General features: G+C 70.3%; 15 protein-coding genes. 8 read left to right on the top strand and 7 right to left on the bottom strand.

Annotated elements, in window-relative coordinates; all coding sequences use genetic code 11:
* The first annotated feature begins 70 nt into the window (after window positions 1-70).
* The 4 genes from ACWD3I_RS45545 to hemC all read left to right on the top strand — a co-directional run bounded on the left by ACWD3I_RS45545 (window position 71) and on the right by hemC (window position 3,817).
* A complete protein-coding gene (locus tag ACWD3I_RS45545) occupies window positions 71-847 on the top strand; it encodes an NPP1 family protein (protein WP_365408417.1) in 777 nt (258 codons plus the stop codon).
* 100 nt (window positions 848-947) lie between these two features.
* A complete protein-coding gene (locus ACWD3I_RS45540) occupies window positions 948-1,967 on the top strand; it encodes a questin oxidase family protein (protein ID WP_365408420.1) in 1,020 nt (339 codons plus the stop codon).
* Between the two features lie 38 nt (window positions 1,968-2,005).
* A complete protein-coding gene (locus ACWD3I_RS45535; protein WP_365408423.1) occupies window positions 2,006-2,833 on the top strand; it encodes a nucleotide exchange factor GrpE in 828 nt (275 codons plus the stop codon).
* 48 nt (window positions 2,834-2,881) lie between these two features.
* Complete coding sequence (gene hemC, locus ACWD3I_RS45530; RefSeq protein WP_365408426.1) at window positions 2,882-3,817, top strand: hydroxymethylbilane synthase; 936 nt, start codon at window positions 2,882-2,884, stop codon at window positions 3,815-3,817.
* A 38-nt stretch (window positions 3,818-3,855) separates the two neighbouring features.
* Here the strand turns inward: hemC and ACWD3I_RS45525 are convergent, their stop codons facing one another.
* The 4 genes from ACWD3I_RS45525 to ACWD3I_RS45510 all read right to left on the bottom strand — a co-directional run bounded on the left by ACWD3I_RS45525 (window position 3,856) and on the right by ACWD3I_RS45510 (window position 6,641).
* A complete protein-coding gene (locus ACWD3I_RS45525; RefSeq protein ID WP_365408429.1) occupies window positions 3,856-4,371 on the bottom strand; it encodes a hypothetical protein in 516 nt (171 codons plus the stop codon).
* 191 nt (window positions 4,372-4,562) lie between these two features.
* Entirely contained in the window at window positions 4,563-5,408 is an 846-nt protein-coding gene (locus ACWD3I_RS45520) for an ABC transporter permease (RefSeq protein WP_365408432.1), read from the bottom strand.
* Window positions 5,368-6,198, bottom strand: a complete 831-nt coding sequence (locus ACWD3I_RS45515) for an ABC transporter ATP-binding protein (RefSeq protein ID WP_365408435.1) — start codon at window positions 6,196-6,198, stop codon at window positions 5,368-5,370. Before ACWD3I_RS45515 ends, ACWD3I_RS45520 begins: the two co-directional genes overlap by 41 nt.
* Window positions 6,195-6,641 carry a MarR family winged helix-turn-helix transcriptional regulator gene (locus ACWD3I_RS45510; RefSeq protein ID WP_365408439.1) on the bottom strand — a complete coding sequence of 149 codons (447 nt, stop codon included), beginning with the start codon at window positions 6,639-6,641 and terminating at the stop codon, window positions 6,195-6,197. The genes ACWD3I_RS45515 and ACWD3I_RS45510 overlap by 4 nt, the downstream gene beginning before the upstream one ends.
* Window positions 6,642-6,908: 267 nt before the next feature.
* On the opposite strand from ACWD3I_RS45510, the gene ACWD3I_RS45505 reads away from it, so the two are divergent.
* Complete coding sequence (locus ACWD3I_RS45505) at window positions 6,909-7,700, top strand: SigB/SigF/SigG family RNA polymerase sigma factor (protein ID WP_365408441.1); 792 nt, start codon at window positions 6,909-6,911, stop codon at window positions 7,698-7,700.
* A gap of 10 nt (window positions 7,701-7,710) precedes the next feature.
* On the opposite strand, the gene ACWD3I_RS45500 is transcribed toward ACWD3I_RS45505, so the two are convergent.
* Window positions 7,711-8,043 carry an ANTAR domain-containing protein gene (locus ACWD3I_RS45500; RefSeq protein WP_365408444.1) on the bottom strand — a complete coding sequence of 111 codons (333 nt, stop codon included), beginning with the start codon at window positions 8,041-8,043 and terminating at the stop codon, window positions 7,711-7,713.
* A gap of 159 nt (window positions 8,044-8,202) precedes the next feature.
* Between ACWD3I_RS45500 and ACWD3I_RS45495 the strand changes: the two genes are divergently transcribed.
* A complete protein-coding gene (locus ACWD3I_RS45495) occupies window positions 8,203-9,006 on the top strand; it encodes a VOC family protein (RefSeq protein ID WP_365408447.1) in 804 nt (267 codons plus the stop codon).
* A 27-nt stretch (window positions 9,007-9,033) separates the two neighbouring features.
* Here the strand turns inward: ACWD3I_RS45495 and glgX are convergent, their stop codons facing one another.
* Together glgX and ACWD3I_RS45485 are read right to left on the bottom strand one after the other, a co-directional pair.
* Entirely contained in the window at window positions 9,034-11,151 is a 2,118-nt protein-coding gene (gene glgX, locus ACWD3I_RS45490; RefSeq protein WP_451084392.1) for a glycogen debranching protein GlgX, read from the bottom strand.
* A 26-nt stretch (window positions 11,152-11,177) separates the two neighbouring features.
* Window positions 11,178-11,663, bottom strand: coding sequence for a pep a2 (locus ACWD3I_RS45485; RefSeq protein ID WP_365414145.1), 486 nt, complete (start codon window positions 11,661-11,663; stop codon window positions 11,178-11,180).
* 226 nt (window positions 11,664-11,889) lie between these two features.
* Between ACWD3I_RS45485 and ACWD3I_RS45480 the strand changes: the two genes are divergently transcribed.
* On the top strand, window positions 11,890-12,189 hold the full coding sequence (locus tag ACWD3I_RS45480; RefSeq protein WP_365414147.1) for a DUF5133 domain-containing protein: 300 nt from the start codon (window positions 11,890-11,892) through the stop codon (window positions 12,187-12,189).
* 71 nt (window positions 12,190-12,260) lie between these two features.
* A partial coding sequence (locus tag ACWD3I_RS45475) for a maltotransferase domain-containing protein (protein ID WP_365414149.1) occupies window positions 12,261-12,830 on the top strand: 570 nt, incomplete at its 3' end.

Below are 12,830 nucleotides of genomic sequence, written 5' to 3'. Positions count from 1 at the left end.
AAAATCGGGAAGCTGAACCTCCCATTCCCCCACAGCCGTTGGGCTGCGCCCGGAACATGAGGAGGACGCAGTGTCGTCTCCGTCGTTCAAGAAGCATCGCGCGAGGTTGTTCACCGGCCTGGCCGGCGCCGCCGCCCTGGTCGTCGCCTTCCCCAGCGCCGCCTTCGCGGCCCCGCCCGCGGCCCTGCCGACCAACGCCGAGTCGGCCGAGTACACCTACCAGCCGGCCTGGGACTACGACACCGACGGCTGCTACCCCACGCCCGCCATCGGTCCCGACGGTACGGTCAACGGCGGTCTGAACCCGACGGGTTCGCTCAGCGGCGAGTGCCACGACCTCTCGGACCTGAACAACACCAACTCGTACTCGCGCTACAAGTGCAACAACGGCTGGTGCGCCTATATGTACGGCCTGTACTTCGAGAAGGACCAGGCCCTGGCGAACAGCAGCATCGGCGGACACCGGCACGACTGGGAACACGTCGTGATCTGGGTGCAGAACGGCACCATCCAGTACGTCTCGACGTCCGCCCACGGCGCGTACACGACGACCGCGACCTCCGGTGTCCGATTCGACGGCACCCACGCGAAGATCGTCTACCACAAGGACGGCGTCAGTACCCACGCCTTCCGGCTGGCCAACTCCAATGACGAGCCGCCGGAGAACGCCAAGGGCACCTGGCAGTACCCGCCGCTCGTCGGCTGGAACGGCTACCCGTCGGGCGTCCGCGACAAGCTGGTCGCGTACGACTTCGGCAGCGCCAACTTCGCCCTGAAGGACGCGAACTTCGCCTCCGACCTGTCGAAGGCCAAGCCGTCGGGGATCTCCTTCGACCCCAACGCCTGATCCGGCGCGCATCGGGCGCGGGACCTAGGACCCGTGCACCCCGCGGCTTCCGTCCCGCGCCCGATCCCGGCACCCGCGCATGAGGCATAACGTCCCGCTCATGGACGACAGCGACACGAGCGGACAGCTCGAAGAAGCCCTGGAACGCCTCCACACCTCCGGCCCCGAACGCGACGGCTGGCTGTCCAACCACGCCCCCATGGTCGTCGAGGCGCTCGCCGCCCACGGACAGGCGGGGGCGGTGCACCACTGGGTGGACCTCTACCGGGACAAGCTGGAGGACTTCCCCGACCGCGTGGCCCCCGTCACCGACCGCAACTGGCCCGAGGCGCTGGGCGATCCACGCCGGATCGCGGACTGGACCGACCATTTCTCCCGCACCCTGGCCGAGCGCCCGTGGCGGGACGTCCTCGCCGAGTGGTGGCCGCGCCTGCTGTCCGGCCTCTACGGCGGCGCCACCCACACCGTCATACGGGTCGGCCACGCCGTACGCGCCCTGGAAACCGGTGAGAACGCGCCCCGCACCACCGAACTCGCCCACGCGCTGGGCTACTGGGCGGCCCGGCACCAGCCGGTGACCGGCGTCGCCGAGCTGCCGGGCGCGACGACCGCAATGGAGTCCCTGGACGCCGTACCCCCGATCGACCCCGGCCACATGGGGTTCCGGAAACGCCTCGCCGCCGTGCGGCGACTGCCCGCATGGGCGGACGAGGTGACCGACCCGGACACGGCCCGCGCACGACTGACCGAACTCGTCCACGCCGCGACCCACCGCTACGCCACCCACGGCCACGGCGAGCCCACCATGCTCGTGCACGCGGCCACCGCGCCCAACGCCGTGCTGCGCGCCCTGGATTCGCTGCCCCGGGAGCTGTGGGCACCGAGCCTGCACGCGGCATGGAGCGCGTCCGCGGCGGTCACCGCGATGTACGCGCCCGAGGAGGGGGTCGAATACGCGCCACCCGCCCGGCTCACCGCCGAGGAGGTCATGGAGCGTGCCCTCGCCCACGGCGACGAGCACGTCATCAAGATGACCGACACGGCGCTGGACGTCGGCGACGAACGGGCGCTCGCCGCGGCACTGCGCTCGGTCGAGATGAGTGTTCCGCTCGTCGGCTGAACGAGTGGATCACCGCTCCCGGCCGCTAGGGTGCGCGCATGAACGAAGAGGAGGCGGGGGTCAACGCACGGATGCTGTTCCAGGCGTTGCGCGACCACGACGGGGCGGACGCGTACACCACGGTCGTGGAACCCTGGCTCGCCCGGGCCCGGATCGCCTACCGCGAGGCGCTCAGCACAGGCGTGGAGCTGCTGGTCGCGACGGCGGTGGAAGGACCGGACGAGCGCTGCGGCGACCTGCTGTGGGAGCTGTACGCGCTCAGCCGGGTCAGCGATGTGCTGCTGACCGGCTTCCAGCCGGCCGGTGAGCACGCCGGCGTCTGGCCCGCGGTGTCGAGGACCGAGTATCTCGGGCTCTTCACCGGCCTGGGCCTGACACCGTTCGAGGAGAACGACGTCTTCGACCCGTTCCTGCACGAGATCGTCGAGGTCGAGCAGGCCGAGGACCCGGACGAACCCGTGCGGATCAGCGATGTCGTGTGGCCCGGACTGTGGTTCGGGTCCCTGCTGTTCTCCCGGGCCGGGGTGCGAGTGCGCGCGGGCGCCCGGCACGCCGAGCGCGGCGTGGCCGACCGTTCCCCGCTCTACTGGACCTATCTGCGTCGGCACCGGCCCACCGTGGACCTGTCGCAGGGCTGGGGGTCCAACTCCCAGTGGCGCACGGACTTCCGGGTGGACCTGAGAACCGCGTCCGGTGACGAGGTCAACGCCTGCGGGCGCGGAGACGTCGACGCCGAGGACTGGACCGCCCTCGGGCTGTCCCCGGAGGAACGGCGTGAACTGCTGCGTCACCGCTGTCTGGTGCGCACGCCGGGCGGCGAGGACGCGGCGGGTGAGGAGTTCTTCCCCTTCGACTGGCGCATCTGAAGCGCGGTACTGCTCAGCCGCTCGACCGCGAGGGTCTATCGTGTCCGCATGTCCGTGCCCGAACTGATCCGTATCGTCTCCCGCGACTCGCCCATGGCGCTCGCCCAAGTGGAGCGTGTCCGAGCCGAGTTGACCGCGCTGCACCCCGGGGTGCGCACCGAGGTCGTGCCGGTGAAGACGACCGGCGACAAGTGGATGGGCGACCTGTCGAAGGTAGACGGCAAGGGTGCCTTCACCAAGGAGGTCGACGCCGCGCTGCTGGCCGGGGAGGCCGACCTCGCGGTGCACTGCGTGAAGGACGTGCCCGCCGACCGGCCGCTCCCCGCGGGGACGACGTTCGCCGCGTTCCTCAAGCGGGACGACATCCGCGACGCCCTGATCCATCCGGGCGGACTCACCCTGGACGAGCTTCCGGCCGGTACCCGCATCGGAACCTCCTCGGTGCGCCGGGTCGCCCAACTGGCGGCCACCCATCCGGAGTTGCAGTGCGTGCCGTTCCGCGGCAACGCCAACCGGCGGCTGGCGAAGCTCGCGGCCGGAGAGGCGGACGCGCTGCTGCTCGCGGTGTCCGGCCTCGAGCGCATCGGCCGCGAGGACGTCATCAGCGAGGTCCTCTCCCCCGAGACGATGATGCCGCCGATCGGCGCGGGCATCCTGGCCCTGCAGTGCCGTGAGGGCGACACCGAGCTGATCGACGCGGTCAGCGGGCTCGGCGATCCGGACACCCACCGGGAGGCCACCGCGGAACGCATGTTCCTGCATGTGCTCCAGGGCCACTGCAACAGCCCGATCGCCGGGTACGCGCGCGTGGACCACGGGGGCGAACTGTCCCTGCGGGCCTGTGTGTTCACCCCGGACGGCAAGACCCGGCTGAACGCCCACGAGTGGGCGGGCCGGCTCGACCCCGCCACGCTGGGCACCTCGGTCGCGGTGGCACTGTTGCGGCAGGGAGCCCGCGAGATCATCGACGGCATCCCGCACTGAGGCGACATCCGCACTGATCCCGCAACGGGCACCGACCGTCAGGCGGTGCCCTCTTCGGCCTGGTCCCGCAGGAAGTTGCTCACCTGGTGGGCCAGGCCCTCCCGGCCGGCCGCCGCCTGGACGGCGCCTTCCTGCAGACCGATGCCGCCCGCCCACAGCCGGCGGTCGGCCCAGTCGTCGTCGACCCGCAGCTGGATCTGCACGTCGACCAGGCTCAGGGACGCCTCGGGGCCGGCCGCGTACAGCACGGCGGTGGCCCGGCGCAGCGGGTAGACGTCGAAGCCCTCGATGAACTGCGAGTTGCGCCAGTCGATGAACGCGCTCTCGCCGTCGGGGCCGACCCGGACATCGATCTGGCCGTCCTCCAGGTGGATGGTGGAGTTCCGGCCGCCGCGGTTCTCGACGGTCACACGGACACTGAAGTACGTGAGTCCCTCGGCGGCGTCGTCCCGGCCGCGTGGTGGCTCGGAGGCTTCCAGCCCGTGGACGCGGACACGCAGGCCGGCAAGCTCGTCGTACTCCTGCCAGTCCCCGACCACGTTCGGCTCGTACACAATCCACCTCTTGTCCCTCAGAGAGCTGCTTCCTATCTGTGTGCTCAGTGCACTGTCAAATGAGCGGAATGCGCTGTGGCCAGCGGGTTCACCCCCTTTGATCAGTGATCAAGCCGTGCGCAGGAAGAACTCGCCGACGGGGGGCGCACTGCGCCCGGCGGGCGTGCCGCACATCACGTCCATGAGCATGATCAGCGCGCGAGACGGCCGAGGAGCGACGAGGCCGCGGCGATGCCCAGTGCGGCGGCGACGAACAGCACCGCGAAGTCGAGCGCGAGATGGTCGGGCGTGCCGAGGAGAAGGCCGCGCAGGGCGTCCACTTGATAGCTGAGCGGGTTCACCTTGCTGACGGCCTGGAGCCAGCCGGGCATGACGGACAGCGGGTAGAGGGCGTTGGAGCCGAAGAACAGCGGCATGGTGATGGCTTGGCCGAAGCCCATCAGCCGGTCGCGGCTGAGGACGATGCCGGCAATGGTCATGGACAGGCAGGAGAAGAAGGCGGATCCGAGGACGACGACGGCCGCGACGCCGAGCAGTTTGAGCGGGTTCCAGGTCAGGGCGACGCCGAGCACGGCGGCGATGAGGATCACGACGACGGCTTGGACCAGGGACTTCACCCCGGCCGCGAACGCCTTCCCGGTGATCAGTGCCGAGCGCGGGGTCGGGGTGACGAGGAGCTTGTTGAGAATGCCGGCGTCCCGTTCCCAGATGATCTGGATGCCGTAGAAGATGGCGATGAACATCGCGGACTGGGCGATGATGCCGGGCGCCAGATAGTCGATATAGGGGATGCCGTCGGTGGGGATCGCCTTGATCCTGGTGAAGGTCTGGCCGAAGATCAGCAGCCACAGGGCGGGTTGGACGGCCCGGGTGTAGAGCTCGGTGCGGTCGTGGCGCAGCTTCTGCAACTCGACGGCGCACATCGCGCCGACCCGGGCGGGGAGCAGCCGCCAGCCCGCGCGGGGCTGCGGCGGCTTCAGCAGCAGGCCTATCCGGTCAGCCGACACGGCCTGCGGTACGGCGGGTGCTTCGGACATCGCGGAAGTCTCCTGACTGGTCGTCGAGTCCACTGCCGGCGATGTCGCGGAAGACGTCCTCCAGCGTGGGCAGCGGGTCGGTGGCCCGGGCGCCCCGGCGCTCACCGAGTCCCCGGCGCAGCTCCTGTGACGTGCCGAGGGCGCGGATGCGGCCGCGGTGCATGAGGCCGACCCGGTCGCAGTACTGGTCGGCCTCGTCCATGTAGTGGGTGGTGACCAGCACGGTCATGCCGGTGGCCGCGCGGACGGCGTTGATGTGCTCCCACACACCGGTCCGGGCGATCGGGTCGAGTCCGATGGTCGGCTCGTCGAGGATCAGCAGACGGGGCGCGCTGACCAGGGCTTGGGCGAGTTCGAGGCGGCGGACCATGCCGCCGGAGTAGGTCTTGGCGAGCCGGTCGGCGGCGTCGGTGAGGTCGACGGCGCCCAGGGCCTGGGCGACGCGGGCGGCGCGCTCATGGCGGGACACGTCGAAGACGCGGGCGAACAGGGCGACGTTCTCGCGGCCGGTCAGGCCCTGGTCGGCGGAGAGTTGCTGCGGCACGTAGCCGAGCAGCCGCCGTACGGCCATCCGGTCCCCGGCGGTGTCGTGCCCGAAGACACGGACCATGCCCGCCGGTACCGGCAGGAGGGTGGTGATGCAGCGGATCGCCGTGGTCTTCCCGGCGCCGTTGGGACCGAGCAGTCCGAAGACCTCGCCCTCGGCCACGGTGAGGTCGAGCCCGTCGACGGCGTTGGTGTCACCGAAGGCGTACACGAGTCGGGTGCAGGTGACGGCGTCCTGTGTCACGGTTCCTCCCCCAGGTTGTCGGCCAGACGGCGCAGGGCCGGGATCGCCGCCGCCAGGGTTTCCAGGTCGGCCTCGTCGAGCCGGGCCATCTGGTGTCGTACGAGGTCGGCGCGGCGTCTGCGCCACTCGCTGAGCCGTGCCTCGGCCGCGGGAGTCGGCATCAGGCGGGCGGCACGCCGGTCTGCCGGGTCCGTCTCGCGGACCAGGTAGCCCTGCCGGGCCAGCTGGTTGACGAGCGTCGACACCGAATTGCCCGCCAGATACAGCTCCCTGGCGGCGTCCGAGATACCGATCCCGGGCCGGTCCACGACCAGCCGCAGCAGTTCGACCTCGGCGCCGCGCAGCTGCGGTGCGGGCATCTCGCGGCGCAGCCGGCGCCGGATCAGCCGTTGGACACCGACGAGCGCGTCGGCGAGCTCTTCCGGGAAGGTCTCCTGTTCCACACCACGGAGATTACCTCTGTAGCAGAGGTAATGGCCCCAAGGAACGGTCAAGGCCTCTCACGCTGAGAATGCGAACGGATTCGGTCCGTGCAGCTTTCCGAGTGAATTGTCCTGAATTGTTTGGAACCTTCTCCACCGGGCATTCGCCTGTCAGTGCTTCGGACAGGAGGCACGTCCGTGGGAGTCGTCCCCGGTGCCCTCCGTCAGGTCCGCGCGCGTGACTCCCACGGTGTCTGTCACCCAGCACCGTTGAGGGAGGTGCGCGCGATGCGCGTCACCACCAGAACGAAGCACCATCCGCACGACGACGCCCCCGACACCGCCGCTTCCTTCGAACGCCTCGCCACGCTGCCCGAGGGCCCGGAACGCAAGGCGCTCCGGGACGAGCTGGTCGAACTGTGGCTGCCGATGGCCGAGCGGATAGCAGTCCGTTTCAAGGGCCGCGGCGAGTCCCTGGAGGATCTGTACCAGGTGGCCGCCCTGGGCCTGGTGAAGGCCGTCGACCACTACGACCCCGCGCGCGGCCACGCCTTCGAGGCGTACGCCGTGCCGACCGTGACCGGCGAGATCAAACGGCACTTCCGCGACCACATGTGGACGCTGCACGTACCGCGCCGGGTCCAGGATCTGCGCAACCGGGTGCGTGCCGCCCTCAAGGAGCTGTCACAGACCACGGCGGGGCGGGCCCCCACCGTCGCCGAGATCGCCGAGTGCGCCCAGCTCGGCGAGGACGAGGTGCGCACCGGCATGGAGGCGCTGGAGTGCTTCTCGGCGCTGTCGCTGGACGCGGAGATGCCCGGCACCGACGGGTACGCCCTGGGCGACGCGCTCGGCACCCCCGACCCCCGCTTCGACGTCGTCGTGGACCGCGTCGCCGTGGGCCCCTGTCTGCGGGCCCTGCCCGAGCGCGAGCAGACCATCCTCTATCTGCGGTTCTTCCAGGGCATGACGCAGAGCCGCATAGCCGAGGAACTGGGCATCTCCCAGATGCACGTCTCCCGCCTCCTCAGCGGCTGCTTCCACCGGATCCGTGAGGAGCTGCTGGCCGAGATCCGGTGATGCCGGAAGGTCACTCCGGCGGTGCCTCCGGGATCTGCGCCGGCCCGTGGCGGTCCAGGGCCGCCTCCAGTTCGGCGCAGATCTCCGGGGGCAGCTCCCCGTTCCGCCCCCAGATCAGGATCAGATCGGCGACGTTGCGCAGCTTGATGTTGGTGCGCTGGGAGACGTCCTTCAGCACGATCCAGCCCTCGTCCGGGGTCACGCGCCCGAGCGCCACCATCATGCCGATGGCCTGGTCCACGACGGCATGCGAGGCGACGGCCTCCTTGAGCTGCTCGACCTCTTCCTGAAGCTCGAAAATGCGGCCCGCCTCGTCACCAGGGTCATCCTGTCCCGCGGTCATCCCACCATCCTGCTCACTCGACCGGCCCAGTGCCACCGGGCACACACCGCTCGTTTCGGCCACGTCCGCCGGGTACTCGACAAGCGCCCGGAGCGGTTCCGGTTGGACACTGTTAGGAGACCGGTGGCTGCCGGCCGGCGAGACCAGGACGCGACTGCAATGAATCACGACACCAGACGACCCGGTGGCACGACGGACGTCGTCTCCACGCACGCCGTGTTCGGCGCCCCCTGCTGGGTGAGCCTGACCACCCGGGACCAGGAGGCCGCCGAGGCGTTCTACACGGCCGTCCTCGGCTGGGAATGGCGTCCGGCCAAGCTCGGCGACCGGTTCCGGATGGCCGTGGTGGACGAGACTCCGGTGGCCGGCATCGCCGCGGTCGCCACGATGTGGCAGATGGCGGTGGCGTGGACGCCGTACTTCGCCGTGCGCAGCGCGGACGAGGCCGTGGCTCGGGTGCAGGAGCGGGGCGGCACGGCCGCCGTCGGACCGCTCTCCTTCCCGCCCGGGCGGGCGGCGCTGCTGGCCGATCGGGACGGGGCGACCTTCGGGATCTGGGAGGGGGAGCTCGTCGCCAACTGGGGGAAATGGCGCCGCGCGGCCCCGACCTTCATCAGACTGCACACGCGCGATGCCTTCGACGCCGCCATCTTCTACGGCGAGATCCTCGACTGGGCGTCGGACCGTCCCGGCTGCTGCGAGGTCCGCTACGAGGGCGGCGAGGTCGTGCTGCGCAGCGAGGGCGACATCGTGGCCCGTATCGAGTCGGGCGCGCTGGGTGCGGCGCCCGACCCCACCATTCGGCCGCACTGGCAGGTGCACTTCGCCGTCTCGGACGTCGGTGCCTGCGCCCGTGCCGCGGAGCAGCACGGGGGCAGTGTCCTGTCGAAGGGCGGCGACGAGGCCGTGCTGCGCGATCCTGACGGCGCGCGGTTCACGGTGACGGCGCGCCGGGTGCACTGAGCCTGACCGGCGCGCGCTCGCCCGTCGCTACGGAGCTTCTGCGGTCCGCGGCGGATTCGCCGGGGGCCGCGACAGCAGGACCAGGCTGCGGGGATCGACCGTCAGAGTCGAGTCCGCCTTGTGTTCCGTCTCGTCGGGGACGCCCTTCGGCTCCGCGGTGTCGATCAGGGTCGTCCAGCACTCGCCGTACGCCGGTTCCGGCAGCCGGAAGGCGACCGGCTCCCAGTAGCCGTTGAGCAGGAGCAGGAAGGAGTCGTCCAGCACGGGCCGGCCGCAGGGGTCAGGTTCGGCGATGGCGTCACCGTTCAGGAAGACCCCGACGGAGTGCGCGTCGGAGCGCAGCCAGTCCCCGTCGGTCATCTCGCGTGCGTCCGGCGCGAACCACACGAGGTCGGGCAGCGGCTGCCCCGCGTGCGTCACGGTCTCCCCGCGGAAGTAGCGCCGGCGGCGCAGTACGGGGTGGGCGGCGCGCAGTCCGATGACGTACCGCGTGAAGTCGGCGAGGTCGCGCTGCTCGCCGGTCAGCCGCCAGTCGATCCAGGAGACGTCGTTGTCCTGGCAGTAGGCGTTGTTGTTGCCGCGCTGGGTGCGGCCGAGTTCGTCACCGTGGCAGAGCATGGGGATGCCCTGCGAGAGCAGGAGCGTGGCCAGGAAGTTGCGCTGCTGGCGGGCGCGCAGCTCCAGCACGGACGCGTCGTCGGTCTCGCCCTCCGCCCCGCAGTTCCAGGACCGGTTGTCCCTCTCGCCGTCCCGGTTGCCCTCGCCGTTGGCCTCGTTGTGCTTGTCGTTGTACGAGACGAGGTCGCGCAGGGTGAAGCCGTCGTGCGCGGTCACGAAGTTCACGCTGGCCCGCGGTCGGCGCCGGCTGTGCTGGTAGAGGTCGGAGGAGCCGGTCAGCCGGGAGGCGAAGTCGCCGAGCGTGTGTTCGCCGCCGCGCCAGAAGTCCCGCACGGTGTCCCGGTACTTGCCGTTCCACTCCGACCACAGGGGCGGGAAGTTGCCCACCTGATAGCCGCCCTCGCCCACGTCCCACGGTTCCGCGATCAGCTTGACGCGGCTGATCACCGGGTCCTGCTGGATCAGGTCGAAGAACGCCGAGAGCCGGTCCACCTCGTGGAACTGCCGGGCCAGTGTGGCCGCGAGGTCGAAGCGGAAGCCGTCGACGTGCATCTCGGTGACCCAGTAGCGCAGCGAGTCCATGATCAGCTGGAGCACGTAGGGGTGCCGCATCAGCAGGCTGTTCCCGGTGCCGGTGGTGTCGTAGTAGTGCCCCCAGTCACCGTCCACCAGTCGGTAGTAGGAGGCGTTGTCGATGCCCCGGAAGGAGAGCGTCGGCCCCTTCTCGTTGCCCTCGGCGGTGTGGTTGTAGACGACGTCCAGGATCACTTCGAGGCCGGCCGCGTGCAGTGTCCGCACCATGGACTTGAACTCGTTGACCTGCTGGCCTCGGGTGCCCCGGGCGGCGTAGGCGTTGTGCGGGGCGAAGAAGCCGATCGTGTTGTAGCCCCAGTAGTTGGACAGGCCACGGCCCTGCAGTACACCGTCCTGCACGAACTGGTGCACCGGCATCAGCTCGACCGCCGTCACACCGAGGGACGTCAGATGGTCGACGACCGCGGGGTGGGCCACACCGGCGTAGGTGCCGCGGAGTTCGGCAGGGACGTCGGGATGGGTACGGGTCAGACCGCGGACGTGGGTCTCGTAGATGACGGTGTCGGCGTAGGGCCGTCGGGGCGGACGGTCCTCGCCCCAGTCGAAGAACGGGTCGGTGACCACACCGAGCATGGTGTGTCCGGCGCTGTCGGCGGCCGGGTCGTACAGCGCGGGATGATCGTCCACCTGCCCGTCCACCGCCCGGCTGTACGGATCGAGCAGCAGCTTCGCCGGGTTGCAGCGGTGGCCGAGCTCCGGGTGCCAGGGCCCGTGCACGCGGTAGCCGTAACGCTGCCCCGGCCCGATCCCGGGCAGGTAGCAGTGCCATACAAAGCCGTCGACCTCGGCAAGGGGAACGCTGCGATGGCTGCCGTCGTCCTCGACGAGGACGAGCTCGACGCACTCAGCGACCTCGCTGAACAGCGCGAAGTTGGTGCCCTGCCCGTCGAAGTCGGCACCCAACGGGTAGGGGTGCCCGCTCCAGACGGGCACCCCTGCCTTGCGACGGCGCTCTGCGGTCACCGGGCATCCTCCAGGACGCCGCCCACGACCGGCTCCTCGCGGGGCACCTGAAGCACCTCGCGCACGCTCGGCACCGGCGCCGTCGGCACCAGCGGCACACGTCCGCCGGCCCTGGCGCGCTGCGAGAACCAGATGACCTTGCTGCCGGTGTCCGTGGCGCAGCACCCCCAGCCGTCGCTCATCGCGGCGATGTGCTCCAGACATCCGCGCAGATCCTGGTCCGGGCGCAGATCGCGGTCGTTGTCGCCGACGGCCGTGATGAGGTGCTGGCCGTTCCACCACATCTCGATCGAGGTGAACTTGTCGGTCGCGTGCTCGTCGATGGCCTTCAGCAGCAGTTCGGCACCGCGGCAGACAGGCTCGACCAGGTTGTCGAGGTCCCAGTACCGGAGGTGAGCGGCCAGAATCCGGCTGACCTGGCCGACCCGTTCCGGGGTGACTTCCACATCGAGGTGGTAGTAGCGGGGGACTGCGGTCTTCATCGTCGTTGGCTCCTCACCGGCGAAGCTCCCGCCCCTCCTCGCCCCGGCGGGACGAGCCCCGAAAGCGGAGCGTGAGCAGTGATCGCTTCTGAGTCACCTCAACTGTGGGAGTGCTACGCCATTCGTGCAACACGAGCGACCGCCGAGATGGTTGAAGAACCAACAAGACGCTGCGTCGTCACCCGTGCACCATGAGTGAAACTCTCCATGGAAGGTGAACGGCGCCATGCTGCTACCGGCCAAGGCCGAAGTCGCCCGGCAACTGCGGCGTTACCGGGCCTGGGAACGCGTGATGCTGGCTTCCCCCGCCGATCTCGGGGCGCGGGCATCCTTCGAGGACTCGGGCTACACCCTGTGCGTGCTCATGGGGAAGCGCTGTGCGCGGGAGGCCGCGGACGCCGCCGAGCGCTATCTGCGCACGAACCCCGTCTCCTACCTCAGCGAGCAGGACGAGCAGGTGTGCACGACCGCCTCGGCCAGGCGGGGTCCGCCGGTGAGGCTCGTGCGTACCCCCGCGGGGAGGTAGTCCCTTCCGGCGCAGCTTCGATCCCCGGCCGGGCCACGGGCCCGGCCTCGAGCACGGCGGAGGTGAGACCCATGAGTGCCAGCACCACCATCGGCCGCATCCCGGTACGGGACGTCCAGCCACTCGTCGACGGCGGCCGGAGTCCGGCCAAGGCGGTCGTCGGGGAAACGTTCCAGGTGACCGCCACGGTGTTCCGCGAGGGCCATGACGCGGTCGCCGCCAACGTCGTGCTCACCGACCCCGAGGGCAGCCCGGGCCCCTGGACGCCGATGCGTGAACTGGCCCCCGGCAGCGACCGCTGGGGCGCCGATGTCACCCCCGCCGCCCTGGGCCACTGGACGTATCACGTGGAGGCCTGGAGCGACCCGATCGCCACCTGGCGCCACCGCGCCGGCATCAAGATTCCGGCCGGCATCGACGTCGGCCTGGTGCTGGAAGAGGGCGCCGACCTCTATTTCCGGGCGGCGGCCGGGGTGCCGGACGAAACGGGACGCGGACTGGTACTGGCCGCCGCGGAGGCGCTGCGCGAGGATTCGCTGTCGATCTCGGCGCGGCTTGCGGGGGCGTTGACGCCGGAGGTGGACGCGGTGCTGGCGCGGTATCCGCTACGGGATCTGGTGACCGTCTCGGAGGTGCTGCCG

It is taken from the genome of Streptomyces sp. NPDC002817 (assembly GCF_053592055.1).
This window is presented reverse-complemented; position numbering and strand designations above follow the sequence as displayed.

Bases quoted from the DNA above. Each gene is read 5' to 3' on its own strand.
- ACWD3I_RS45540 (WP_365408420.1), top strand. From the start codon at position 948: ATGGACGACAGCGACACGAGCGGACAGCTCGAAGAAGCCCTGGAACGC.
- ACWD3I_RS45500 (WP_365408444.1), bottom strand. From the start codon at position 8,043: ATGACCGCGGGACAGGATGACCCTGGTGACGAGGCGGGCCGCATTTTC.
- ACWD3I_RS45495 (WP_365408447.1), top strand. From the start codon at position 8,203: ATGAATCACGACACCAGACGACCCGGTGGCACGACGGACGTCGTCTCC.
- ACWD3I_RS45505 (WP_365408441.1), top strand. From the start codon at position 6,909: ATGCGCGTCACCACCAGAACGAAGCACCATCCGCACGACGACGCCCCC.
- ACWD3I_RS45535 (WP_365408423.1), top strand. From the start codon at position 2,006: ATGAACGAAGAGGAGGCGGGGGTCAACGCACGGATGCTGTTCCAGGCG.
- hemC (WP_365408426.1), top strand. From the start codon at position 2,882: ATGTCCGTGCCCGAACTGATCCGTATCGTCTCCCGCGACTCGCCCATG.
- ACWD3I_RS45485 (WP_365414145.1), bottom strand. From the start codon at position 11,663: ATGAAGACCGCAGTCCCCCGCTACTACCACCTCGATGTGGAAGTCACC.
- ACWD3I_RS45520 (WP_365408432.1), bottom strand. From the start codon at position 5,408: ATGTCCGAAGCACCCGCCGTACCGCAGGCCGTGTCGGCTGACCGGATA.
- ACWD3I_RS45480 (WP_365414147.1), top strand. From the start codon at position 11,890: ATGCTGCTACCGGCCAAGGCCGAAGTCGCCCGGCAACTGCGGCGTTAC.